This is a genomic window from Steroidobacter sp., from assembly GCF_036402275.1.
In the GTDB taxonomy this organism is placed as follows: domain Bacteria; phylum Pseudomonadota; class Gammaproteobacteria; order Steroidobacterales; family Steroidobacteraceae; genus Steroidobacter.
Window position 1 is genome coordinate 53946 of the sequence record NZ_DASWTF010000039.1, and the last position, 22886, is coordinate 76831.

20 protein-coding genes and 1 riboswitch are annotated in these 22886 nt (G+C 63.2%); of the genes, 19 read left to right on the forward strand and 1 reads right to left on the reverse strand.

What is annotated here, in order from left to right:
- Positions 1 to 373 precede the first annotated feature (373 nt).
- The 17 genes from mraZ (at position 374) to lpxC (ending at position 19369) form a co-directional block, all read left to right on the forward strand.
- A complete protein-coding gene (gene mraZ, locus VGD45_RS24605) occupies positions 374 to 829 on the forward strand; it encodes a division/cell wall cluster transcriptional repressor MraZ (protein WP_331158021.1) in 456 nt (151 codons plus the stop codon).
- 10 nt (positions 830 to 839) lie between these two features.
- Entirely contained in the window at positions 840 to 1769 is a 930-nt protein-coding gene (gene rsmH / locus VGD45_RS24610; RefSeq protein ID WP_331158022.1) for a 16S rRNA (cytosine(1402)-N(4))-methyltransferase RsmH, read from the forward strand.
- Positions 1766 to 2032 (forward strand): cell division protein FtsL, encoded by a 267-nt coding sequence (gene ftsL / locus VGD45_RS24615; protein ID WP_331158023.1) that lies wholly within the window; start codon positions 1766 to 1768, stop codon positions 2030 to 2032. The genes rsmH and ftsL overlap by 4 nt, the downstream gene beginning before the upstream one ends.
- A gap of 8 nt (positions 2033 to 2040) precedes the next feature.
- The gene (locus tag VGD45_RS24620) at positions 2041 to 3768 is read left to right on the forward strand and encodes a peptidoglycan D,D-transpeptidase FtsI family protein (RefSeq protein ID WP_331158024.1); all 1728 of its coding nucleotides are present in this window, start codon (positions 2041 to 2043) and stop codon (positions 3766 to 3768) included.
- Positions 3765 to 5336, forward strand: coding sequence for a UDP-N-acetylmuramoyl-L-alanyl-D-glutamate--2,6-diaminopimelate ligase (locus VGD45_RS24625; RefSeq protein ID WP_331158025.1), 1572 nt, complete (start codon positions 3765 to 3767; stop codon positions 5334 to 5336). The genes VGD45_RS24620 and VGD45_RS24625 overlap by 4 nt, the downstream gene beginning before the upstream one ends.
- A complete protein-coding gene (locus tag VGD45_RS24630; protein ID WP_331158026.1) occupies positions 5333 to 6763 on the forward strand; it encodes a UDP-N-acetylmuramoyl-tripeptide--D-alanyl-D-alanine ligase in 1431 nt (476 codons plus the stop codon). The genes VGD45_RS24625 and VGD45_RS24630 overlap by 4 nt, the downstream gene beginning before the upstream one ends.
- 15 nt (positions 6764 to 6778) lie before the next feature.
- Positions 6779 to 7864 (forward strand): phospho-N-acetylmuramoyl-pentapeptide-transferase, encoded by a 1086-nt coding sequence (mraY, locus tag VGD45_RS24635; protein WP_331158027.1) that lies wholly within the window; start codon positions 6779 to 6781, stop codon positions 7862 to 7864.
- 4 nt (positions 7865 to 7868) lie between these two features.
- A complete protein-coding gene (murD, locus tag VGD45_RS24640; protein ID WP_331158028.1) occupies positions 7869 to 9209 on the forward strand; it encodes a UDP-N-acetylmuramoyl-L-alanine--D-glutamate ligase in 1341 nt (446 codons plus the stop codon).
- Positions 9206 to 10435, forward strand: coding sequence for a putative lipid II flippase FtsW (gene ftsW / locus VGD45_RS24645; protein WP_331158029.1), 1230 nt, complete (start codon positions 9206 to 9208; stop codon positions 10433 to 10435). The genes murD and ftsW overlap by 4 nt, the downstream gene beginning before the upstream one ends.
- Before the next feature lie 8 nt (positions 10436 to 10443).
- Complete coding sequence (murG, locus tag VGD45_RS24650) at positions 10444 to 11532, forward strand: undecaprenyldiphospho-muramoylpentapeptide beta-N-acetylglucosaminyltransferase (RefSeq protein WP_331158030.1); 1089 nt, start codon at positions 10444 to 10446, stop codon at positions 11530 to 11532.
- Positions 11529 to 12959, forward strand: a complete 1431-nt coding sequence (gene murC, locus VGD45_RS24655; protein WP_349263356.1) for a UDP-N-acetylmuramate--L-alanine ligase — start codon at positions 11529 to 11531, stop codon at positions 12957 to 12959. The genes murG and murC overlap by 4 nt, the downstream gene beginning before the upstream one ends.
- A complete protein-coding gene (murB, locus tag VGD45_RS24660; RefSeq protein ID WP_331158032.1) occupies positions 12956 to 13858 on the forward strand; it encodes a UDP-N-acetylmuramate dehydrogenase in 903 nt (300 codons plus the stop codon). The genes murC and murB overlap by 4 nt, the downstream gene beginning before the upstream one ends.
- Positions 13851 to 14834, forward strand: a complete 984-nt coding sequence (locus tag VGD45_RS24665) for a D-alanine--D-alanine ligase (protein WP_331158033.1) — start codon at positions 13851 to 13853, stop codon at positions 14832 to 14834. Before murB ends, VGD45_RS24665 begins: the two co-directional genes overlap by 8 nt.
- Positions 14831 to 15655 carry a cell division protein FtsQ/DivIB gene (locus VGD45_RS24670; protein ID WP_331158034.1) on the forward strand — a complete coding sequence of 275 codons (825 nt, stop codon included), beginning with the start codon at positions 14831 to 14833 and terminating at the stop codon, positions 15653 to 15655. The genes VGD45_RS24665 and VGD45_RS24670 overlap by 4 nt, the downstream gene beginning before the upstream one ends.
- Positions 15648 to 16883: a cell division protein FtsA gene (ftsA, locus tag VGD45_RS24675; RefSeq protein WP_331158035.1), complete on the forward strand. Its 1236-nt coding sequence runs from the start codon at positions 15648 to 15650 to the stop codon at positions 16881 to 16883. The genes VGD45_RS24670 and ftsA overlap by 8 nt, the downstream gene beginning before the upstream one ends.
- Before the next feature lie 136 nt (positions 16884 to 17019).
- Positions 17020 to 18204: a cell division protein FtsZ gene (gene ftsZ / locus VGD45_RS24680; RefSeq protein ID WP_331158036.1), complete on the forward strand. Its 1185-nt coding sequence runs from the start codon at positions 17020 to 17022 to the stop codon at positions 18202 to 18204.
- Between the two features lie 247 nt (positions 18205 to 18451).
- Entirely contained in the window at positions 18452 to 19369 is a 918-nt protein-coding gene (gene lpxC, locus VGD45_RS24685; protein ID WP_331158037.1) for a UDP-3-O-acyl-N-acetylglucosamine deacetylase, read from the forward strand.
- 26 nt (positions 19370 to 19395) lie between these two features.
- Here lpxC and VGD45_RS24690 read toward each other — a convergent pair whose 3' ends face one another.
- Complete coding sequence (locus VGD45_RS24690; protein ID WP_331158038.1) at positions 19396 to 19722, reverse strand: DciA family protein; 327 nt, start codon at positions 19720 to 19722, stop codon at positions 19396 to 19398.
- A 67-nt stretch (positions 19723 to 19789) separates the two neighbouring features.
- Positions 19790 to 19896, forward strand: a riboswitch (cyclic di-GMP riboswitch).
- A 182-nt stretch (positions 19897 to 20078) separates the two neighbouring features.
- Here VGD45_RS24690 and VGD45_RS24695 point away from each other — a divergent pair.
- Complete coding sequence (locus tag VGD45_RS24695) at positions 20079 to 20999, forward strand: M23 family metallopeptidase (protein ID WP_331158039.1); 921 nt, start codon at positions 20079 to 20081, stop codon at positions 20997 to 20999.
- A gap of 144 nt (positions 21000 to 21143) precedes the next feature.
- On the forward strand, positions 21144 to 22886 hold a 1743-nt coding region (gene secA / locus VGD45_RS24700), incomplete at its 3' end, for a preprotein translocase subunit SecA (protein ID WP_331158040.1).

Genomic DNA, 22886 nt, shown 5'->3' on the forward strand with positions numbered 1-22886 from the left:
CGGGCTGATTGACCCATCACTGTCGACAAATTCCTCACGTCGTCGGCCGCCACGATCGGCCCGATTTGCGCCCTGTTTCGGGCGCGCATTGCCCCTCGATTGCGCATTTCCGAGCGTTAAGGTTTTCCCTGTACTGGTTGAAAACACAGTTGCGGGCAAACCCTCGGATTCGTGCAACGCCACGCAAAGAAGGTTTCCTAACCCTCTGATTTCTGTCAGGCCGCCTTTTGGGTTTTTCGCTGACGGCGCCAGCTTCACGCTCTAAGTGCCTGTCGCTAAACAGGAAATGCCCGAAATTTTTTTGACCGCGACGAGTTGGGTACCTATAGTGCAAATCGGTGGGAAAAAGTGGGAACACGTGGGTTAGTGGGGCATGTTCAGGGGCGCCAACAAGGTCACTCTCGATAGCAAAGGTCGGCTTGCCATGCCGACGCGCTATCGCGAGCGCATCGTGGAGCGCTCCAACGGGCGGCTGATCGCGACTGTCGATCGCGCCGACCGTTGTCTGCTCATTTATCCGCTGCCGGAGTGGGAAGAGATCGAGCTGAAGTTGCGTCGCCTGCCGACCTTGAATCCGGTCGCGCGCAGGCTGCAGCGCCTGATGATCGGTCACGCCACCGACCTGGAGCTGGACTCCAGCGGCCGCATCCTGATTCCGCCGAGCTTGCGTGAGTACGCGACGCTGTCGCGCTCCGCGATGCTGATCGGTCAGGGCAACCGGTTCGAGCTGTGGGACGAGGCGTTGTGGAACGACAGCCGCGAGCAGTGGCTGAAGGTCGACGAAACCGCCGAGGAGCTGCCCCCCGAGCTCGAATCGCTGTCGTTGTAAGGCCCCGGTCATGTTGTCGCATACACCGGTGCTTCTGCAGGAAGTGCTGGTCGCGCTCGATATTCGCGAGGGCGGCCGGTATCTCGACGCCACGTTCGGTCGCGGCGGCCACAGCGCCGCGATCCTGGAGCGGGTCGGGCCGCAGGGAGCGGTGATTGCATTCGATCGGGACCCGGCGGCGATCGCGGCCGGGCGCGAACGCTTCGCCAACGATGGGCGGATGACTTTGGTGAGCAGTGCGTTTTCGCGATTGGGCGCGTTGGTGACGCAGATGGGGCTGGCAGGCGCCATCGACGGCGTGCTGCTCGACCTGGGCGTGTCGTCGCCGCAGCTGGACGAAGCTGCGCGCGGTTTCAGCTTCACGCAGGACGGCCCGCTCGACATGCGCATGGATGTTTCTTCCGGCAGCACGGCGGCGGAGTTCGTGGCGAAGGCTCCCGAGCACGAGCTGGCCCGGGTCATCCGTGAATTCGGTGAGGAAAAGTTTGCGAAGCGCATCGCGCGCGCCATTGTGAATGCGCGTCGCGAGGCGCCGATCGTTAGTACGTTGCAACTCGCGGAAATCGTTTCGCAGGCGAATCCCAAGTGGGAGCCGGGCAAACACCCGGCCACGCGTACGTTTCAGGCCATTCGTATTCAGGTGAATCACGAGTTCGAGGAAATTCGCGCCGCATTGGCGGGCAGCCTGACGGCGCTGGCGCCGCGTGGGCGCCTGTGCGTCATCAGTTTCCACTCGTTGGAAGACAACATCGTCAAACGTTTCATGCAGGAGCATTCGCAGGAAGATCCCGTGTACGCCGGCTTGCCCGACGTGCCCGCGCACGCCCGTCCGAAACTGCGCCGGATCGGCAAGGCGATTCATCCGAGCGAAGCGGAAGTCGCGGCGAATCCACGCTCGCGCAGTTCGGTCATGCGAGTGGCCGAGAGGTTGGCGGCATGAGCGGCAAAGTCGTCATGTCCATGTTGTGGGCGGTGCTGCTCGCGGCGGCGATCTCGGTCGTGTGGAGCAAACACGAGGCGCGCAGCCTGTTCATCGAGTTGCAGGGCCTGCACGCCGAGCGCGACCGGCTCGATATCGAGTGGGGTCAGCTGAAGCTGGAGCAGAGCGCCTGGGCGATGCATGGGCGAGTTGAACAGACCGCGCGCGTCAATTTGCAGATGGTCGTGCCGCGGCCGGACGAAGTTCGGATTGTGAAGCCCTGAGAGAGAACATGATCCGTCGCGACGAGGGCAAACAATTTTCACCGGAGCAGTACCGCGGGCGGCTGCGGTTCGTGCTCGGCACGCTGGTGCTGATCGCCGGCGGCCTGGTCGCGCGTGCGGTGGATTTGCAGGTGCTCGACGATGGCTTCCTCGAAGGCCAGGGCGATGCGCGCTACACCCGCATCGCCAAGCTGACCGCCAATCGCGGCGACATCTACGATCGCAACGGCGAGCCGTTGGCCGCGAGCATGCCGGTGGACACCGTGTGGGCGAACCCGTCCGAAGTCATGAAGGCGGCGGATCAGATTCCGCGCCTCGCCGAAGCGTTGAACCGCGATAAGAAGTGGGTGACGCAACTTATCACCAGCAACCTGGATCGCGAGTTCGTCTATCTCGTGCGCCACATGCGCCCGAGCGATGCCGCGCAGGTCAAGGAATTGAAGATTCCGGGCGTGTACTTGCAGCGTGAGTACCAGCGCTTCTATCCGGCGGGCGAAGTCACCGGGCATCTGCTTGGTTTCACCAAGAAGTACGACGACATCGGTCAGGAAGGTCTGGAGCTGGCGTATGACCGTTGGCTCGGCGCGGAGCCGGGCGCCAAGCGCGTCATTCAGGATCGGCTCGGCCGCACCGTGGAAGACGTCGAAAGCATCCGCGCTCCGCATCCCGGCGGCGATCTGATTACCAGCATCGACCTGCGCATCCAGTACCTTGCCTATCGCGAACTGAAAGCGGCGGTTCAGGAACATGGCGCCAAGGCCGGCACGGTGATCGTGCTCGACATCGAGACCGGCGAGGTGCTGGCCATGGTGAACCAGCCGGCCTACAACCCGAACGATCGCGATCAGGTCGCGGCCTCGCGTTATCGCAACCGCGCCGCCACCGACATTTTCGAACCGGGTTCGAGCATCAAGCCGTTCATCGCCGCCGCCGGCATTGCGTCCGGGCGCTATCACGGCAACACCGTCATCGACACTTCGCCGGGCTTCGTGCAGGTGGGTATCAAGAGAATTCCGGACAAGCACAACCTCGGCCCGATCTCGCTGACCACGGTGCTGGCGAAGTCGAGCAACGTCGGCATGACCAAGATGGCGATGAACCTGTCGCCCAAGAGCATGCAGGACACGTTGTCCGCCTTCGGCTTCGGTGAAGTCACCGGCAGCGGCTTTCCGGGGGAATCGGCGGGTTTGCTGAACGACTACTCGCACTGGCGCAAGATCGGCCAGGCCACCGTCTCTTATGGATATGGCCTGTCGGTGACGCCGCTGCAGCTCGCGCGTGCTTACGCGACGCTCGGCGCGTACGGCGTGAAGCGGCCTGTGACATTGCGCAAAGTCGAAGAGCCGGTGCCGGGCGAACAAGTCATCGATCCGCGCGTGGCCAAAGAGCTGCTCGAGATGATGGAAAGCGTCGTCTCGTCCGAAGGCAGCGGCAATCGCGCGGCGCTCATCGGCTATCGGGTCGCCGGTAAGACCGGCACGGCCTGGACTGCCGACAACGGCACTTATTCAACAGAACGGCGCAAAGCTTCGTTCGGCGGCGTCGTGCCGGCGAGTCATCCGCGCCTGGCCGCGATTGTGGTCATCGATGAGCCGAGCGGCACGAAATATTACGGCGGCGAAGTGGCCGCTCCCGTGTTCGCCAACGTGATGGCGGGCGCGTTGCGGTTAATGGGTGTACCGCCCGATGGATTGGACAGACTGCCTGCCACCACGCTGGTGCAGGCCAACCCATGAGGACAGCCACTGCAGAGATCGCCATGAACAGCCGGGTCGACAAGGTACGTCAAAAAAATCTGCGAGCACTGCTCGCGGACAGCGGCGTGTCGTCTGTCGATTTTGTGCCGCCTGATCTCGAGATCACCGATCTCACTTTGGACAGCCGCGCCGTGCGTCCCGGCGCTGCATTTGTAGCTCTGCCGGGGACGCGCACGCATGGCATCGCGTTCGCGACGCACGCCGTGAATGCCGGTGCTCGCGCCATTCTTTGGGAGCCGGTGGAGGGAGTGGTTGCTCCGAGCCTGCCTGAAGGCATCCCGCTGATCGGCATCCCGGACCTGACGGGTTGGCTCGGCACGATCGCCGATTGGTTCTTCGATGCGCCCTCGGCCAGCGTTCGTGTCATCGGCGTCACCGGCACCAACGGCAAAACGACTACGGCGCATGTCATCGCCGCAGCCTTGCAACAGCTGAATGTGACTTCCGCCTACGCCGGCACGCTCGGCTATGGCCAGGTCGGGGCTTTGCATGGCGGCTCGCTGACCACGCCAGATTGCATCACCGTGCATCGGCAGCTCGCCGAACTCCGCGACGAAGGTGTGCGTTGCCTTGGGATGGAAGTTTCCTCGCATGCCCTCGATCAAGGTCGCGTTTACGGCGTGCGATTCGACACGGCGGTGTTCACGAATCTGACCCGCGATCATCTCGACTACCACGGTACGCACGAAGCTTATGGTGAGGCCAAGGCTCATCTGTTCCGTTGGCCGAGCCTGCGTAACTCCATCATCAATGTAGATGATGCCTTCGGCCGCGAACTGGCCACGCGAGTGACGCACACCTGCCTGGTCGTGCTCAGCCGGATGGGCGAGATCCGTCTGGATCCGCGTTGGCATAGCGAGAAGGGCGAGGTGAAGCAATTGTTTGCTCGCCGCGTGACTGCCGCGCCGAACGGTCTGGATATCGAGTTCGATGGCAGCTGGGGCGCGGCGACGCTGCGTTCACGCTTCGTCGGCGACTTCAACGTCGAGAATCTGCTGGCGGTGCTCGCGACCTTGCTGACTAGCGGGGTGTCAATGGAGCAGGCCATCGGTGCGTTGGAAAAATGCGGTCCGCCGCCGGGTCGTATGGAAACCATCACCGCGCCGAATCGACCGCTCGCCATCGTCGACTATGCCCACACGCCGGACGCGTTGGAAAAGGCATTGCTTGCCGTGCGTAAACATCGCAGCGGCAAATTGGTTTGTGTGTTCGGTTGCGGCGGTGACCGTGACGCCGGCAAGCGCCCGTTGATGGGAGCCATCGCCGAGCGCCTCGCCGATCGCGTCATCGTCACCGACGACAACCCACGCACCGAGAATGGCGACGCCATCGTCGCCGACATTCTCAAAGGGCTGACTCGTCCCGAAGCCGCGATCGTCGAACGCGATCGTGCGGCCGCCATCGCTCGCGCCATCGCGGAAAGCGAGGCTACCGACGTCGTGCTGATCGCTGGCAAAGGCCACGAGGATTATCAAATCGTCGGTACTGAACGCCGTTCGTTCAGCGACCGCGACCAAGCGCTGCGAGCGCTGGGGAGGCAGTCATGACGGCTTTGATGTCCTGGGAGCTGAGTGTGCTCATGCACGCTGTGCGGCTTCACGACCTCGCCTTGACAGGCGCGGGATCGCAAAACCCAGTCGAACTGGTCGGCACGAACCGCGCGTTCACCAGCGTCTCGACCGACACTCGGACGATGAAACCGGGCGCCTTATTCGTGGCGCTCACCGGCCCGTCGTTCGACGGTCACGATTTCGTTGCGACCGCAGCTCAGAACGGCGCGGCCGCCGCGCTCGTCTCGAAGCAGATGCCGGTCGACATCCCGCAGGTCGTCGTCGCTGATCCGTTGGCTGCGTTGTCCGCGTTCGCTCGCGAGTGGCGTCGTCAGTTCAAAATTCCAGTCGTTGGCGTGACTGGCAGCAACGGCAAGACCACGACCAAGGAACTAATCGGTTCGATCCTGTCGCAGCTCGGCCCGACGTTGATCACCCGCGGCAACTTGAACAACCACATCGGCGTGCCGCTGATGCTGCTCGAGCTGACCAAGGAGCATCGTTACGCGGTCATCGAGATGGGCGCGAACCACATTGGTGAGATCGCTCACCTCGCGTCGTTGGCCGAGCCGACGGTCGGCATCGTGACCAACGCAGGGGCGGCGCACCTCGAAGGCTTCGGCAGCCTCGATGGTGTCGCGATTGGTAAAGGCGAAATGTTTCAGTCGCTGCCGGTCGAAGGTGTCGCCGTCATCAACGCGGACGACAAGTACGTCTCGCAGTGGCGCGATATGAGCAGCGCCGACCGGATTCTCACGTTCGGCTTCGAGCAGCCGGCCGATTTCATGGCGCGCAAGGTGCGCGAGGTCAGCGGTGCGAACGGCTTCCGAATCGATTTCGATCTGGTGACGCCGGACGGCACGATCCCGGCCACGATTCCGCTCGCCGGTCTTCACAACCTGCGCAATGCATTGGGCGCAGCGGCGGCGGCGTGCGCGGCCGGCACCGAGATCGAGCAGATCGCCTCGGGTCTGGGTGCGATGAAAACGGTGGCTGGCAGGCTCGAACTGAAGCCGGCGATCAACGGCGCCTTCATCGTCGACGATTCTTATAACGCCAATCCGAGCTCGCTCAAGGCCGGGATCGACGCGATGCGCGCTTTCGCAGGGTCGCGCTGGCTGGTGCTGGGAGAAATGAAAGAACTGGGCGATGCGAGCAACGAGTTGCATGCCGAGGTCGGTCGCTACGCGCGCCAGGCCGGCATCGAGCGGTTGCTCGCCATCGGCGAAGGCTCGCGCTTCTCGGTGGAGGCGTTCGGTCCTGGGGGCCGGTGGTTCGCCGATATCGACGCGTTGATTCGCGAAGCCCAGACATCGCTGACGAGCGGCGTGGCGGTACTTATTAAAGGCTCCCGAGCCAATCGACTGGAACGAGTGTCGGCCGCCCTGTCCGGCGCGCCGAGCAACAACAACGGCCATCACTAAGAGAACAACTACTGAATGTTGCTCTACCTCACTAAACAGCTGGCCCTGATGGAAGGCGCATTTCGCGTTTTCCAGTACCTGACGCTGCGCGCGATTCTGGCGGCGCTCACGGCGCTGGTGATCTCTTTCATGATCGGCCCGTGGATGATCCAAAAGCTGTCGCTGAACCAGATCGGCCAGCGCGTGCGCGACGACGGCCCGAAGACGCATCTGCCCAAGGCCGGCACGCCGACCATGGGCGGCCTGCTGATCCTGGTCGCGATCACGTTCAGCACGCTGCTGTGGGCCGATCTAACCAATCGGTTTGTCTGGGTCACGCTGCTGGTGACGCTCGCGTTCGGCCTGATCGGTTTCTGGGACGACTATCTGAAGCTGGTGGTTGGCAACAGCCGCGGGTTGATCGCGCGCTACAAATATTTCTGGCAGTCGGTCGCGGGCCTGGGCTGCGCGGTCGCTTTATATATGACAGCCAAGACGCCGGCCGAGACCGCGCTGTACGTCCCGTTGTTCAAGACCGTGATGGTGCCGCTCGGCTCGGTGGGCTTCATCGCGCTCGCGTACTTCGTCGTGGTCGGCACGAGCAACGCGGTGAACCTCACCGACGGTCTCGACGGGCTGGCCATCATGCCGGCGGTTCTGGTGGGCGGCGCTCTGGGGGTCTTTGCATATGCGACAGGCCATGCGGTGTTCTCGGATTATCTCGGCCTTCCTTTCATCGAGGGCACCGGTGAAATACTGGTGTTCTGCGCGACGCTGGTCGGCGCAGGTCTCGGCTTTCTCTGGTTCAACACCTATCCCGCGCAAGTGTTCATGGGCGACATTGGCGCCCTCGCGCTCGGTGCGGCACTAGGCATCGTCGCCGTCATCGTGCGACAGGAGATCGTCCTGTTCGTCATGGGCGGCGTGTTCGTGATGGAAACGGTGTCGGTGATGGTGCAGGTGGCTTCGTTCAAGCTCACCGGCAAGCGCATCTTCCGCATGGCGCCGATTCATCATCACTTCGAACTGAAGGGCTGGGCCGAGCCCAAAGTCATCGTGCGCTTCTGGATCATCTCGGTGATCCTGGTGCTGGTTGGGCTTGCGACCTTGAAGGTGCGCTGACGCGATGACGCCGCACGCCCCCACCACTCGATCGATCGTCGTCGGCCTGGGCCGGACGGGGATGTCGTGCGCGCGTTATTTGCAGTCGCGTGGCGTGAGCTTTGCTGTTACCGACAGCCGTGCGGCCCCGCCGGAAACCGCGGCGCTCGAAAAGCTCGCGCCAAACGCAGAAGTGCGTTTCGGCGGCTTCGACGAAGCGCTGCTCGACGGCGCGTCGCAGATCGTGGCGTCGCCGGGTGTGTCGTTGAAAGAGCCCTTCTTGGCGAGTGCCGCCCGCCGCGGCATTCCGATCGTCGGCGACATCGAGCTGTTCGTGCGCGAAGCCAAAGCGCCGATCGCTGCGATCACCGGCACCAACGGCAAGAGCACCGTGACCACGTTGGTCGGCCTGATGGCGAATGCCGCCGGCCGCCGCGCCATCGCGGGCGGCAACCTGGGCCGGCCGGCGCTCGATCTGCTCGACGATCCCGTGCCCGAGTTGTATGTGCTGGAGCTGTCGAGCTTCCAGTTGGAAACGACGCACTCGCTGCGCGCCGCCGCGGCTACCGTGCTCAACGTGACGCCGGATCACATGGATCGGTACGCCACGGTCGAAGAGTACGCGGCGGCCAAAGAGCGAATCTTCCAGCACGCCGACGCTGCCATCGTGAACATGGACGATATCGCCGTTCGCACCATGCGCTATCAATCGTCGCGCGTGTTCGGGTTCAGTCTGAACGCCGATCCGGCGGCGGAGTACTTCGTCCATCACCAAGGCGACGATGTGATTCTCATGCACGGTCGCGATCGATTGGTCGCGATGTCCGAGCTGAAGATTCGCGGCCTGCACAACGCGGCGAACGCGCTGGCGTCGATCGCGATGTGCGATGCCCTCAATTTGCCTCGGGCAGCATGTTTGCGAGCGCTGCGAGACTTCCCTGGACTGCCGCATCGGTCGCAGTGGGTCGCCGACGTGAAAGGCATTCGCTTCGTCGATGACTCGAAGGGCACGAACGTCGGCGCGACGCTCGCGGCTGTGGCTGGCATGCCGGGCTCGCTGGTGCTGATCGCTGGCGGGCAGGGCAAGGGTCAGGATTTCAAACCGCTGGCTCAGGCGTTCCGGGGCAAGGTGCGGCATGTCGTGCTGATTGGGCAGGACGCTAAGCAACTCGACGCAGCTCTGCAGGGCATCGCCACGACCCAGTTCGCGAAGGATATGAACGAGGCGGTGCAGCTCGCGGCGAATGCGGCGCGTCCGGGCGAGACAGTTCTGCTGTCGCCCGCATGTGCGAGTCTGGACATGTTCCGTGACTACGGTCATCGCGGCGATGTGTTCGCCGCGGCGGTGAGAGGACTGCAGGCATGAGCGCAGCCACTCTGACCTTTGCAAGATCCAACAACCGGCCCCGGCGCTTTGCGTTCGACGGCGTGTTGTTCATGACGGTCGGCGGAATCCTGCTGCTCGGGCTGGTGATGATGACGTCCGCGTCCATCAGCATCGCCGACAAGCAGTTGCAGGACCCGCTGTATTTCCTGTTCCGTCAGCTCACCGGCGTCGGCTTCGGCGTGCTCGGCGCCATCATCATGATGACCATCCCGACGACGGTGTGGGAGAAGCTGGCCATGCCGCTGTTGCTGGTCGCATTCATCTTCCTGCTGCTCGTCTTGATTCCCGGCATCGGTCACGAGGTGAACGGCAGCCGCCGTTGGCTGCGGGCCGGCGTGATGAACTTCCAGGCGTCCGAGCTGGCGCGCGTGCTGCTACTTATATATCTGGCGAGTTACGTGGTGCGGCGTCAGGGCGAGCTGAAGGAAGAGCTGAGGGGCTTCCTCAAGCCGCTCGGCGTGCTGATGGGCGCCGCGGCTCTCTTATTAATGGAGCCCGACTTCGGCGCGGCGACCGTGCTCATGGCGACCGGTCTCGGCGTGCTGTTCCTGGCCGGCGTGAAGCTGCGCCACTTCTTCGCGCTCGTGGCGATTGCGGCCGCGGGCATGGCTTTGATCGCCGTCACGTCGGCGTATCGATTGAAGCGTCTGACTGCGTTCATGGATCCGTGGGCCGATCCGTTCAACTCGGGCTTTCAGCTCACGCAGTCGTTGATCGCCATCGGTCGCGGCGAGTTGTTCGGCGTGGGTCTGGGTTCGAGCGTGCAGAAACTTTTCTACCTGCCCGAGGCGCACACCGACTTCGTGTTCGCGGTGCTTGCGGAAGAGCTCGGCCTGGTCGGCGTGATCTTCACGCTGGCGCTGTTCGTCCTGCTGGTGTGGCGCAGCTTCTACATCTCGCGCCTCGCCGCCGAGGCTGGCCTGGCATTTCAGGCGTACTGCGCGGCTGCGTTCGGCATCTGGTTGGCGCTGCAGACCTTCATCAACGTCGGCGTGAACATGGGCATTCTGCCGACCAAGGGTCTGACCCTGCCGCTCATGTCTTATGGCGGTTCGAGCGTCATGGTGACGCTCGGCTGGCTGGGTTTCCTGATGCGCATTCATCACGAAGCGAGCACCTCGGGTCGGCTCGCCGTGTCGCGGTCCCCGGCGGGGAGTTCGCCGCGTCGTCCTGCTCGCCGCGAGCGAGAGGAGAGTGACGAATGAAGCGCCCAATGAAACAGACTGTGCTGATCATGGCGGGCGGAACGGGCGGGCATGTGTTCCCGGCGCTCGCGGCCGCTCGCGTGCTGCGCGAACGGGGCTTCGAGCCCGTGTGGCTCGGTACGAAAAAAGGTCTCGAAGCCAAACTCGTGCCGCCGGCGCAAATCGAGATCGAGTGGATCTCGATGAGCGGGCTGCGTGGCAAAGGCGTGGCGACGCTGTTGCTCGCACCGTTCAAAGTGGCGCAGTCGATCTGGCAGAGCTTGCAAGTGATGCGTCGTCGTAAGCCCGTCGTCGTGCTCGGCTGCGGTGGTTTCGTGGCGGGCCCGGGTGGCGTCGCCGCGTGGCTCACGGGTCGGCCACTGATCATTCACGAACAGAACGCGGTCGCCGGCATGACCAATCGCATGCTTGCGAAGCTGTCGCGTCGCGTGCTCGAAGCATTCCCGAAGAGTTTCCCGTCGGGCACGCATGCCGAGCAGGTGGGCAATCCGGTGCGACGTGAGATTGCATCGATTGCTTCGCCCGAGCAGCGCTTCGCCGATCGCCAGGGGCCGATTCGTTTGCTGATCATCGGCGGCAGCCAGGGCGCGATGAAGCTCAATGCCACCGTGCCGGCTGCGCTCGCGACCATCGATGCAGCGTCGCGGCCAGTCGTGATTCATCAGGCTGGCGAACGTCACCTGCAACTGGTGCGGGAAACGTATGAGAAGCACGGCGTGCAGGCCGACATTCGCGCCTTCATCACTGACATGGCCGAAGCGTATAGCTGGGCCGACGTAGTGGTGTGTCGTTCCGGCGCGATGACGGTGTCGGAGTTGGCGGCCGCGGGCTTGCCGGCGATCTTCGTGCCGTTCGCAGCGGCCGTGGACGACCATCAAACACTGAACGCGAAGTTCCTGGTGGATGCGCAGGCGGGCATCTCGATCGCCGAGCGCGATCTGTCGCCGGAACGTCTCGCGCAAGAGTTGAACAAATTGTTGAGCGGCGGACGGGAGCAACTGAAAGCGATGGCGATGCGCGCCCGCTCGGTTGCGATCACCGATGCCGACGTGCGTCTCGCCGACGCATGCGTGGCTGCCGCGGGAGGTGTCGCATGATGAAAGATCGCATGCGTCGCATTCATTGCATTCATTTCGTGGGCATTGGCGGCAGCGGCATGGGCGGCATCGCCGAAGTGCTGCTGAATCTCGGTTATCACGTGCAGGGGAGCGATCTGAAGCCGAACGCGGTCACGCAGCGGCTGGCGAAGCTGGGCGCGCAGATCAAGATCGGTCATGCGGCCGAGAACGTCGGCAAGGCTGACGTGCTGGTCGTTTCGACCGCCGTGCAAGCCGACAATCCCGAGGTCGTCGAAGCTAAATCGCGCCGTGTGCCTATCGTGCAGCGTGCGGTGATGTTGGGCGAGCTGATGCGGTTCCGTTACGCAGTCGCTGTCGCCGGCACGCACGGCAAGACCACGACGACCAGCATGGTCGCGTCGATTCTGGCCGAAGGCGGGCTCGATCCGACGTTCGTGATTGGCGGACGGCTGAAGAGCGCCGACAGCAACGCGCGCCTGGGCACCGGCAAATATCTGGTGGCCGAGGCCGACGAAAGCGATGCGTCGTTCATGCATCTGCAACCGATGATCTCCATTGTCACCAATGTGGATAACGATCACCTCGGCACGCACGAGGGCGACTTCGAGCGCTTGAAGCAGAGCTTCGTCGATTTCCTGCACAACCTGCCGTTCTACGGCCTGGCCGTGGTTTGCGCGGACGATCCGATCGCGAAGAGCCTGCTCCCGCGGATCAATCGTCCGTTCGTGACTTACGGCATCGAAAGCGCAGACGCTGACGTCCGAGCGACGAAGATCGTGCGCCAGGGCGTGCAAACGTGCTTCGAAGTGCACCGTGCCGACGCTCGACCTTTGCAGGTGAAGTTGAATCTGCCCGGTACGCACAATGTGCTCAATTCGCTGGCGGCCATTGCCGTCGCCAAAGAGCTCGACGTGAGCGACACGGCTATCCAACGTGCGCTCGGATCCTTCCATGGCGTCGACCGGCGGCTGCAGCAGTACGGCGACGTTCAGACATCGGCAGGCAAGGTCACGATCATCGACGACTACGGTCACCACCCGACCGAGCTGGCGGCGACGCTCGAAGCCATCCGTCAGGGCTGGCCGAATCGACGCATCCTGCTGGCGTTCCAGCCGCATCGCTACTCGCGTACGCGAGATCTGCTCGATGACTTCGCACGTGTGCTGTCAGCCAACGCAGACGCATTGATCGTCACTGAAGTCTATGCAGCTGGCGAAGCGCCAATCGCAGGCGCCGACGGCAAGGCTATTTGCCGAGCCGTTCGTTCGCATGGCCGCGTCGAGCCGGTGTTCGTCGAGAAGATCGACGAGCTGCCTCGCGCGCTGATTCAAATCGCGCGTGACGGCGATGTGATCGTGACCATGGGCGCGGGCAGCATCGGCAGCCTGGCTCCCGAATTGGCGGGCGCGTTGACGACGTTATCCGCCGAGCGGAGGCAGCCGTGAACGCGTTGTCCCTGCCGCCCGATTTCGAAGCGCGCGTGAAGCGCAACGAACCGATGTCGAAGCACACGTCGTGGCACGTGGGCGGCCCGGCGGATTTGTTTTTCTCGCCGCTCGACGTGACCGACGTGTCCGGCTTCCTGCAGAGCCTGGAGCCAGGCACGCACGTGATGTGGGTGGGTCTGGGAAGCAATCTGCTGGTGCGCGACGGCGGCATTCGCGGCGCGGTGATCGAGACGCACGGCATCTTCGATGAGCTCGAACGTCGCAGTGACAACGAGGTGTGGTGCGGCAGCGGCGTCGCGTGCGCGAAGCTCGCCAAGCAATGCATCAAGTGGGGCCTCGGTCCTGCGGAGTTCTTTGCTGGCATTCCCGGCACGCTCGGTGGTGCATTGGCGATGAACGCGGGCGCATTCGGCGGGGAAACCTGGAATCACGTTGTCTCGGTTGCCGTGATCGATCGCAACGGTGTGCGCCGTGAGCGTCCCGCATCCGACTACACGATCGGGTATCGGCACGTGTCTGGCCCGAACGACGAATGGTTTCTGGGCGCGCTGCTGCGCTTCGAGCTGCGTCCCGGCGTGAGCAACGACGACATTCGTCAGCTGCTCGCGAAACGCAAGGCGACGCAGCCGATTCAAGAGTGGTCGTGCGGCTCGGTGTTCACCAATCCGCCGGGCAATCACGCCGCTCGCTTGATCGAAGCGTCCGGGTTGAAAGGTTTTCGCATCGGCGGCGCGCGAGTGTCCGAGATGCACGCGAACTTCATCGTCAACGACGGCACAGCGACGGCTGCAGACATCGAGCAGTTGATCCGTCACGTGCAACAGACGGTGGAACAAAAGCACGGTGTGCGACTCAACACAGAGGTGCGCATCGTGGGCGAGGTGAGTCATGGCTGAAACAAACAAGATCGGACCGAGGCGTGTCAGCAACGCGCGTGACTTCGGTCGCGTCGCCGTGTTGATGGGCGGCACCTCGTCCGAGCGCGAAGTGTCGCTGGACAGCGGCAGCAATTGTCTGGACGCGCTGAAGCGTCAGGGCGTCGATGCGTACAAGGTCGACGGCATCAAGGCGCTGGTCGACGAGTTGGTGAACAAGCGCTGCCAGCGCGTGTTCAACATCCTGCACGGTCACGCCGGCGGCGGCGAAGACGGCATCCTGCAAGGTTTGCTCGACGCGTTCGGCATTCCGTACACGGGCTCTGACGTGCTCGGCTCGGCCCTGACGATGGACAAGATCCGCACCAAACAAGTGTGGCTGTCACTCGGGTTGCCGACGCCGCGCTACGCGCGTCTGGCTCGGAATAGCGATGTGGAGAAGGCCGCGCGCGATCTCGGTCTGCCGGTGATCGTGAAGCCATCGTGCGAAGGGTCCAGCGTCGGTGTCACTCGCGTGTTCAAGGAAGCCGATCTGCCGAAGGCTGTCGCTCTGGCTGCGCAGTATCAGGGCGAGATGCTGATGGAACAGTTGGTCGTGGGTGACGAGCTGACCGTCGGCGTGCTCGGCGACACGGCGTTGCCGAGCATTCGCATCGTGCCGGCAGGCGAGTATTACGACTATCACGCCAAGTACAAAGCCGAGGACACGCAGTACATCTGCCCCGGCCTGCAAGGCGCTGCGGAAGATGAAATTCGTGCGCTCGCGTTGGAAGCATTCCGCACCGCCGGTTGCTATGGCTGGGGGCGCGTCGACGTGATGCGCGATCGCGCCAGCGGCAAGTTCTATTTGCTGGAAGTGAACACGGCGCCGGGCATGACCAGCCATTCGCTGGTGCCGAAGGCGGCGAAGGCGCTCGGTATCGAGTTCGACGAGTTGGTGTGGCGCGTGCTGGAAACGAGTCTGCCGCGCGACACTCAAGGAGCACCCCGCTCATGATGGGCACACGCAAGCGCAATCGTCGCAAGCCGGCGGGCGAGGGTCAGCTCGACCTCTTCGCACGCCTGCAGCCGTTGGTCACGTGGTTGACCGACGGCGGCTTGCGTCCCGTGCTTGGCGTGGTCGCATTGATGGTCGGGCTCGGCGTGATGACGTGGGGCCTGGTGGTCTCGTTCGATCGGCCGATTGGCAAAGTGGAAGTGGGCGGGCAATTTCAGCGCGTCGCGCCGTTGCAAATAGAAGAAGTGGTGGCGCCGTTTCGTGGCTCGGGCTTCCTTTCCGTCGATCTGGACGCATTACGCGCGGCATTGGAAACGATCCCTTGGGTGGATCGCGCGCGCGTCGAACGCAAATGGCCGAATGGCGTGCGCGTGTTCATCACCGAGCACGTGGCGGCGGCGCGCTGGGGCGAGTCTGGGTTGATGAACACACGGGGCGAACTGTTCTTGAACGATGCGCGACACATTCCGCAGGAGTTGCCGCAACTCGTGGGCCCGCCGGGCACGGAAGCGCAGGTCGCGAAGCTGTATCTCGACTCGTATCCACGTCTGCTGGGTGTGGGAATGCGGCTGACCAAAGTCGAGCTGGATGCGCGCGGCGCCTGGCAGTTGACCTTGGGCAACGACGTCATCGTGCGGCTCGGCCGGCAGGACGTGCCCGCCCGTTTGGAAAGATTTATCGCTGTGGCGAGCCCCGTGGTGGCGGCGCGCGCAGCTGAAGTTAGTTATGTAGATCTACGTTACAGCAATGGCTTCGCAGTCGGCTGGAACGTCCCTACCCGCGTCGCCCGCGACGCCGAGGAAGCTCGAGCCGATGGCTAGGAAGAATGACCGTAACTTGATCGTCGGCCTCGACATCGGCACCTCCAAGGTGGTCGCCATCGTCGGCGAGGTGAATCACGAAGGTCGCATCGAAGTGGTGGGCTTGGGCTCGCATCCTTCGCGCGGCCTGAAGCGCGGCGTGGTCGTGAACATCGAATCGACGGTGCAGTCGATTCAGCGCGCAGTGGAGGAAGCGGAGTTGATGGCCGGCTGCGAGATTCATTCGGTGTATGCCGGCATCGCCGGCAGCCACGTGCGCAGCTTGAATTCGCACGGCATCGTTGCGATTCGGAACAAAGAAGTGACGTCCGAGGACGTCGATCGCGTGATCGACGCGGCGCGCGCCGTCGCCATTCCGGCCGACCAGAAGATCCTGCACATCCTGCCGCAGGAGTTTTTGATCGACAGCCAGGAAGGCATTCGCGAGCCCATCGGCATGTCGGGCGTGCGACTGGAAGCGAAGGTGCACATCGTCACTGGTGCGGATAGCGCCGCGCAGAACATCGTGAAGTGCGTGCAGCGTTGTGGCTTGTCGGTCGAAGACATCGTGCTCGAGCAGCTCGCCTCGGCGTACTCGGTGCTTGCCGACGATGAGAAGGAGCTGGGCGTGTGCCTGGTGGATATCGGCGGCGGCACGACCGATCTCGCGGTGTTCTCGGGTGGCGCGATCCGTCACACCGCGGTGATTCCGATCGCGGGCGATCAGGTGACCAACGACATCGCGGTCAGCCTGCGCACCCCGACGCATCACGCCGAGGAGATCAAGATGAAGTTCGCCTGCGCGTTGTCGCAGCTCGCGAACTCGGACGAGACCATCGAAGTGCCGAGCGTGGGCGATCGTCCGCCGCGCCGGCTGGCGAGACAGACGCTCGCCGAAGTGGTCGAGCCTCGGTACGAAGAATTGTTTGCTTTGGTGCGCGAAGAGCTGCGCCGTTCCGGCTTCGAGGAAGTGATCGCCGCGGGCGTCGTGCTCACCGGCGGCAGCGCGAAGATGGAAGGCGCGGTCGAGCTCGCCGAAGAAGTGTTTCACATGCCGGTGCGCCTGGGGATTCCGCAACACATCACGGGTCTCGTGGATGTGGTGAGCAATCCGATCCATTCCACCGGCGTCGGCCTGCTGCTGTACGGCCGGGAGAATTATCTGCGCGGGCGTCGGGAGTTGCCGTTGAGCGGCAACGTCAGTGGCGCCTGGGATCGCATGAAAGCTTGGTTTCAAGGAAATTTTTGATGACCGAGACGAGATGCCATGGAACGGACACAAAAACGGGGATCGTTGGGGAAGGTGGTGAGCGCGGCGGGCCTCTGAACCGGCCGCGGCTCAAGTTGAAATTTGCTTTGTCTCGCTGACATTGAGGGGACTAACGATGTTTGTACTAGCTGATACAGAAAACCAGGGCGCAGTCATCAAAGTGATTGGCGTCGGCGGCGGCGGCGGAAACGCGGTCGCTCACATGATCCAGGCCGGTATCGAAGGCGTGGATTTCATTTGCATCAACACCGACGCGCAGGCGTTGAAACATTCCAAGGTGAAAGTCGGTCTGCAGATCGGCTGCAACATCACCAAGGGCCTCGGTGCGGGCGCGGATCCGGAAGTCGGCCGTCAGGCCGCGATGGAAGATCGCGATCGCATCATCGAAATGATCGAAGGCTCGGACATGCTGTTCATCACCGCCGGCATGGGCGGTGGCACCGGCACGGGCGCGGCTCCGGTCGTGGCGCAGGTCGCGAAGGAACTGGGCATCCTGACGGTCGCCGTGGTGACCCGGCCGTTCGAGATGGAAGGCAGCAAGCGGCATGGCTCCGCTGAGCGCGGCATCGCCGAGCTGAGCAAGCACGTCGACTCGCTGATCACCATTCCGAACCAGAAGCTGCTGACCGTGCTGGGCGGCGACGTGACGCTGCTAGATGCGTTCAAGGCGGCCAACCAGGTGCTGCAGGGCGCGGTGCAGGGCATCGCCGAGCTGATCACCCGTCCCGGCATGATCAACGTCGACTTCGCCGACGTGCGCACCGTGATGGCTGAAACCGGCATGGCGATGATGGGCACGGGCGTGTCTCGCGGTGAAAACCGTGCGCGCGAAGCTGCTGAAGCCGCTGTTTCCAGCCCGCTGCTGGAAGATGTGAATTTGCAGGGCGCTCATGGCCTGCTGATCAACGTCACGGCCGGCATGGACTTGCGCACCAGCGAGTTCAGCATCGTCGGCGACACCGTGAAGCAGTACGCTTCCGAGGACGCGAACGTGGTGGTGGGCTGCGTGATCGATCCGGAAATGCGCGAAGAAATCCGCGTGACCGTGGTCGCTACCGGCATCGGCCGTCCGAGCGCACACGTGCAGCAGCCGCAACAGGATACGCGCCGTATGACGGCGATTCCTGGTGGCCGCCGCGGCAGCGTGCCGACGCTGGACGACCTGCACGTGCCGACCTACATCCGCAACCAGCGCGATCCGCATGCGGGCCAGGCTCGCCGCGCGGTGGGCGATGGTCTGACGGCGGAGGACACGTCGATGCTGGATATTCCGGCGTTTTTGCGCCGGCAGGCCGATTGATGGGGAACGAAGCGATGAAGCGCGGCTGCTGATAAGCGGCGTTTCCGGCCACTTTTCGGTATTGGGGTCTCTATGGGCTACATAGGGAACATGCATGGTGCGCCTGGAACTTCGCCGTAGACTGGCAAGTCGATTCATCTAGTAGAGCGGTTGGGCCCTTTTTCGATGTAAGCAAAAGTAACGGCAAGTCAGAGGCTTGCCGTTGACTTGCTGGCAGTGTTAGGGTCTGCGCCGCCTGGAACCCCTCATGTTGCGACAACGTACCCTCAAGAACACCATCCGCGCGACCGGCGTCGGCCTCCACTCCGGGAAAAAAGTGCTGATGGTGCTGCGACCGGCGCCGGTAGACACCGGCGTTGTGTTCCGTCGCACCGACCTCAACGAGCCGGTGGACGTGCGCGCGTACGCCGAAAACGTCGGCGACACCATGCTCGGCACGTCCCTGTTCAACGGCGATGTACGGGTATCCACCGTGGAGCATCTGCTGTCGGCATTTGCCGGGCTCGGGCTCGACAATGCCTATGTGGACCTGTCCGCCGAAGAAGTCCCCATCATGGACGGCAGCGCCGGCCCGTTCGTGTTCCTGCTGCAGTCGGCCGGCATCGAGGAGCAGCCCGCGCCGAAACGTTTCGTGCGCATCCTGTCGCCGCTGGAAGTGCGCGACGGAGACAAGTGGGCTCGCTTCGACCCCTACAACGGTTTCAAGGTCAACATGGAGATCGAGTTCAACCACCCGGTCTTCAAAAAGCGCTCGCAGACCGCGTCGATGGATTTTTCCACGACGTCCTATTTGAAGGAGATCAGCCGCGCGCGCACGTTCGGCTTCATGCGCGATCTGGAATACATGCGCTCCAAGAACCTGGCGCTGGGCGGCACCATGGACAACGCCATCGTGCTCGATGAGTACCGCGTGCTCAACGAGGACGGCCTGCGCTACGAAGACGAGTTCGTGAAGCACAAGATCCTCGACGCCATCGGCGATCTGTACCTGCTCGGCAAGAGCCTGATCGGCGAATTCAGCGGCCACAAATCCGGCCACGCGCTCAACAATCAATTGGTGCGCAAGTTGATCAACTCGCCTAATGCTTGGGAGCCGGTGACGTTCGACGACGTCAAGGACTCGCCGATTTCGTACGTCCCCGCCGCTGCGATGGTATCGGCCTGATCGGCCGTTCAGCGCGTAAAACCTCCTCAGAGCTGAGATAAGTCGCGCGGCTTCCTGCCAACGCGAACTTTTACTTTTGTGACCTGTTTCTCGCTATCGGCCGAAACGGAACTATTTAACACTTCCAACAACCGGGCCTGGGCATATCGAATCTGTGGGCACCAGGCTGCCGAATCCGCCAGCACGACGAGGGTGTCGCCGCGGCAACTCGCTGACACGACATGATCTTTTTCGGGCCCGGTGAGCGCGGCCCGGATCCGGTCGGTGAGCTCGATATGCGCGGCGACGCGTTGTTCCAGCTGCGCGAATAACGGGCCAACTGTTTCGCCCAGCGGCTTGAAACGATCAGTCATACCCTGAAAGCCACATTCTGGGCGACAGGCGCTTGATCTTTGTACGTTGCGTTATGCATATTCCAGCCACTGTTAAGGGCAAACCCGTCGAAAGGCGGGGACGCAAAGCCACCGGTCTACGGCAGCAGGGCACGCGAGTGATGCGGGCCGCGCCACGATAGCGGGGTTGCCAGGATGTACAACACGAATATTCGGTTCTACGTCCACCGCAGTTCTGCTCGAGCCAGGCCAATGGCTTTAGTCGTCGCGAACCTTGTCGCTGGAAGCGTGCAGGTTCAAGGCGGGGGTGAACGTATTGTCGTGCCGCTGGCGGAAGTCGGCTGTTTAGGGCGCGAAAGAGAGAAGGTAGTGATCCAATGAACGTCATCGTGTTCTCCAAGCGCTTCGGCAAGGCTCATCAGTTCGAGCTTGGCCGTCCGTTGGCGATGACGGTGACGATTGCGGCCGTGGTGTTGGTGCTGAGCGGCGTGCTGTTCGCCGGCATCCAGCTGGGTCGCAGCGGCTTGATGAGCAACCCGGCCGCGCAGGTGACCGAGTGGGGCGGCAAGCTCGAGCAACAGCGGCTCGAAATCGCCAACGCCCGGCGCGACGTGCAGGAACGGCTCGATGCGCTCACCAGCCGCGTCGGCCAGATGAATGCTCATGTGATCCGGCTCGACGCCCTGGGCCGCCGGCTCACCGAAATGGCCAACCTGGACAAGGGCGAGTTCAATTTCGATAGCGAGCCCGCCGTCGGCGGTCCCGAGGGCCTGGTGGAAAGCGCCACTGTCGCCGCGCCCGAGCTCACCGCCATGCTCGACAACCTGAACAACCAGATCCGCGACCGCGAGCGCCAGCTGAGCGTGCTGGAAAGCATGATTTCCACACGCAACCTGAGCCGCCAGGTGGTGCCGGACGGCCGGCCCGTGCTGCAGGGCTGGATTTCCTCACACTTCGGCTATCGCGCCGATCCGTTCACCGGCCGCAACGCCTATCACCGTGGCATCGATTTCGCCGGCCCGGCCGGTTCGCAGGTCGTGGCGGTCGCTTCGGGTGTGGTCACCTATTCCAAGGACCGCTTCGGCTACGGCCGGACGGTCGAGATCAATCACGGCAACGGCTACGTCACCCGCTATGCGCACAATCAGAAGGCGCTGGTGCAGGTCGGCGACACCGTCCAGAAAGGCCAGCCCATCGCCCTGATGGGGTCCACCGGCCGCTCCACCGGCCCGCACCTGCACTTCGAAGTGCTCAAGCAGGGCCGTGCCGTGGATCCGATGACGTTCGTCCGCCGCTAAAAAACGCCTACCTGGCTTGTTTTGGGGCGGGACGCCCCCAAGCCTCCCGCGGCCTGGCGTTCAATGGCGAGACCTTAATTAGAGTCGCCGGGCGCGCGTGTACAATAACGGGCTTTTCCAAACGCCCCACCCCGGAGTTTCAGCGTGGCGAATTGGCTGACCCAGCTGTTCGGCAGTCGCAATCAGCGGCTTTTGAACGGCTATTCACGGATCGTCGACAAGACCAACGCCCTGGAAGAGTCCTTCCGGGCCTTGTCCGACGAGCAATTGCAGGCCAAGACGGGCGAGTTCCGTCAGCTGCTCGAGCAGGGCAAGACGCTCGATGACATTGCACCCCAAGCTTTTGCGGCCACTCGCGAAGCCGCGCGCCGCGTGCTGGGCATGCGGCACTTCGACGTGCAGCTCATCGGTGGCTCGGCGCTGCATCAAGGGAAGATCGCCGAAATGCGCACCGGCGAAGGCAAGACGCTGGTCGCGACTCTTGCGGCTTATCTGAACGCGCTGCCCGCCAAGGGCGTGCACGTGGTCACGGTCAACGAATACCTGGCTTCGCGTGACGCGGAGTGGATGGGCAGGGTTTACCGCTTCCTCGGCCTGACTGTCGGTGTGATCAAGAGCGGCCAGAGCTCGGAAGAAAAGCGCGCCGCCTACGCCTGCGACATCACTTACGGCACCAACAACGAGTTCGGCTTCGACTATCTGCGTGACAATCTCGCGTTCCGCCTGGAGGACCGCGTGCAGCGTGCGCTCACGTACGCCATCGTCGATGAAGTGGACTCCATCCTGATCGACGAAGCCCGCACACCGCTGATCATCTCCGGCCCGGCCGAAGAAAGCACCGAGCTGTATCTGAGGATCAACGAGCTGGCGCCGAGGCTGAAGCGGCAGGAAAGCGAGGAAGGCGAGGGCGACTACTGGGCGGACGAAAAAACGCGCCAGGTCCATCTGTCCGACGCCGGCCACGAGCATGCCGAGCAGCTGATCGCCGAAGCCGGTTTGTTACAGCCGGGCGAGAGCCTGTACGACGCGGCCAACATCCGCATCATGCATCACTTGAACGCGGCGCTGCGCGCGCATGCGTTGTATCACCGCGATGTCGAATACATCGTCCGCAACGGCGAAGTGGTCATCGTCGACGAGTTCACCGGCCGCACCATGCCGGGCCGCCGCTGGTCCGATGGTTTGCATCAGGCCATCGAGGCCAAGGAGCGCGTGCGGGTTCGCGAAGAGAACCAGACCGTCGCGTCCATCACCTTCCAGAACTACTTCCGCATGTATTCGAAGCTGGCCGGCATGACCGGCACGGCCGATACCGAAGCATTCGAATTCCAGTCGATCTACGGCCTGGAAGTGGTGGTCATTCCCACCAACCGGCCGATGGTGCGCAAGGACCATCCCGACTTCGTGTATCTCACGCAGAAGGACAAGTTCGAAGCCATCATCGAAGACATCCGCGACTGCGTGACGCGCGGCCAGCCCGCGCTGGTCGGCACGACGTCCATCGAAACTTCCGAGCTGCTGTCCAAGCTGCTCGAAAAAGAAAAGATTCCGCACCAGGTGCTGAACGCCAAACAGCACGAGCGCGAGGCCATGATCGTCGCGCAGGCAGGTCGGCCCGGCGCTGTGACCATCGCCACCAACATGGCCGGCCGCGGCACCGACATCGTGCTCGGCGGCAATCTCGAAGTCGAATTGCAGGGAATGGGTGAGGTCGACGAAGCCACTAAGGCTCGCGTGCGCGAGGAGTGGAAGGCGCGTCACGAAGCCGTGCTCGCCGCCGGCGGCTTGCACATCGTCGGCACGGAACGTCACGAATCACGTCGTATCGACAACCAGCTGCGCGGCCGTTCCGGCCGTCAGGGCGACGCGGGTTCGAGCCGTTTCTAT

Bases quoted from the DNA above. Each gene is read 5' to 3' on its own strand.
- VGD45_RS24625 (WP_331158025.1), top strand. From the start codon at position 3,765: ATGAGGACAGCCACTGCAGAGATCGCCATGAACAGCCGGGTCGACAAG.
- ftsL (WP_331158023.1), top strand. From the start codon at position 1,766: ATGAGCGGCAAAGTCGTCATGTCCATGTTGTGGGCGGTGCTGCTCGCG.
- mraZ (WP_331158021.1), top strand. From the start codon at position 374: ATGTTCAGGGGCGCCAACAAGGTCACTCTCGATAGCAAAGGTCGGCTT.
- VGD45_RS24620 (WP_331158024.1), top strand. From the start codon at position 2,041: ATGATCCGTCGCGACGAGGGCAAACAATTTTCACCGGAGCAGTACCGC.
- VGD45_RS24630 (WP_331158026.1), top strand. From the start codon at position 5,333: ATGACGGCTTTGATGTCCTGGGAGCTGAGTGTGCTCATGCACGCTGTG.
- murC (WP_349263356.1), top strand. From the start codon at position 11,529: ATGATGAAAGATCGCATGCGTCGCATTCATTGCATTCATTTCGTGGGC.
- VGD45_RS24695 (WP_331158039.1), top strand. From the start codon at position 20,079: ATGAACGTCATCGTGTTCTCCAAGCGCTTCGGCAAGGCTCATCAGTTC.
- VGD45_RS24690 (WP_331158038.1), bottom strand. From the start codon at position 19,722: ATGACTGATCGTTTCAAGCCGCTGGGCGAAACAGTTGGCCCGTTATTC.
- lpxC (WP_331158037.1), top strand. From the start codon at position 18,452: ATGTTGCGACAACGTACCCTCAAGAACACCATCCGCGCGACCGGCGTC.
- VGD45_RS24670 (WP_331158034.1), top strand. From the start codon at position 14,831: ATGATGGGCACACGCAAGCGCAATCGTCGCAAGCCGGCGGGCGAGGGT.
- rsmH (WP_331158022.1), top strand. From the start codon at position 840: ATGTTGTCGCATACACCGGTGCTTCTGCAGGAAGTGCTGGTCGCGCTC.
- ftsA (WP_331158035.1), top strand. From the start codon at position 15,648: ATGGCTAGGAAGAATGACCGTAACTTGATCGTCGGCCTCGACATCGGC.
- ftsZ (WP_331158036.1), top strand. From the start codon at position 17,020: ATGTTTGTACTAGCTGATACAGAAAACCAGGGCGCAGTCATCAAAGTG.
- murD (WP_331158028.1), top strand. From the start codon at position 7,869: ATGACGCCGCACGCCCCCACCACTCGATCGATCGTCGTCGGCCTGGGC.
- murG (WP_331158030.1), top strand. From the start codon at position 10,444: ATGAAACAGACTGTGCTGATCATGGCGGGCGGAACGGGCGGGCATGTG.
- mraY (WP_331158027.1), top strand. From the start codon at position 6,779: ATGTTGCTCTACCTCACTAAACAGCTGGCCCTGATGGAAGGCGCATTT.
- VGD45_RS24665 (WP_331158033.1), top strand. From the start codon at position 13,851: ATGGCTGAAACAAACAAGATCGGACCGAGGCGTGTCAGCAACGCGCGT.
- ftsW (WP_331158029.1), top strand. From the start codon at position 9,206: ATGAGCGCAGCCACTCTGACCTTTGCAAGATCCAACAACCGGCCCCGG.